General features: G+C 36.4%; 2 protein-coding genes. Both read right to left on the reverse strand.

The annotated features are described in order from the left end of the window. Nucleotides 1-573, reverse strand: a 573-nt coding sequence (locus JHL18_RS26040) for an ABC transporter permease (RefSeq protein WP_243277976.1), incomplete at its 3' end; no start/stop codon positions are given. Continuing rightward, nucleotides 566-1,061, reverse strand: a 496-nt coding sequence (locus JHL18_RS18970) for an ABC transporter permease (protein ID WP_200266224.1), incomplete at its 5' end; no start/stop codon positions are given. The genes JHL18_RS18970 and JHL18_RS26040, both read right to left, overlap by 8 nt.

Raw genomic sequence — 1,061 nt, forward strand, 5'->3', positions numbered from 1 at the left:
CACGTTTATTCCTAGAGTATCTGCTGCCTTTGGATGTTCTCCAACGGCTCTTATTCTAAGTCCCCACGGAGTTTTATATAGTACAAAGTGTGCTATTACAACTGCCACTATTGCTGCATATACAAACCAGTTTAAGTCTCCTACAAGTTTACCTAGCACTGGCATATCTCTTAAAGCTTTTGGTATATTATATGCTAAACCATTAACACCATCCGTTTGTCCGCCTTTTCCGAAAAGCTTAAAGATAAGAAAGGCTGCTAACGCTTGAGCAAAAAGATTTATCGCTGTACCTGATATTACTTGGTCTGCTTTTAAGTTTATACTTAAAAAAGCATGAATTAATGCTATAAGTCCACCTGCTATTAAAGCAAATATTATTCCTACCATAGCACTTCCTGTAAGGAAGGACCCATATACTCCAAAGAAGGCTCCCATGATCATCATACCTTCAAGACCTATGTTTACAACTCCAGATCTTTCTGAAAATACTCCGCCAAGACCTGCAAATATTAAAGGAGTTGCAAGAGCTAAAGTTGAAGCTAAAAGTTCCATGATTATATTTATACTAGCCATTGATCAACACCTCTTTTTTCTTCTTCTTTTCTGCAAAGTATTTAACAATGTAGTCTGTTGCTACAAAAATTATTATTATTGATTGTATAAGATATACTATTTCCTTAGGTATACCATTTAATTGTAATACCTTTGAACTACTGTTTAAAGCTCCAAAAAGTACTGCTGCAAATATACATCCTACCGGATGGCTTTTCGCAAGAAGAGCTACTGCCATACCACTAAAACCGTAACCTGGAAGTGAACTAAAGTCATCAGTATAGTACTTACCACCAGCTAAGTGAACTGCTCCACCAAGACCTGCTATAGCTCCTGATATAACCATTGCTAGTATTATATTTTTTGATATATTTATTCCACCGTATTCTGCTCCCTGTGGGTTTAAACCAACAGCTCTAAGCTCATATCCTGTTGTAGTCTTCCATAAAAGCCATGTAACAAATATTGCTACTGCTATTCCTATAAACACACCATAGTTTGCTTGATAG

This window comes from Clostridium yunnanense (genome assembly GCF_016595795.1).
Lineage (GTDB): Bacteria > Bacillota > Clostridia > Clostridiales > Clostridiaceae > Clostridium_AR > Clostridium_AR yunnanense.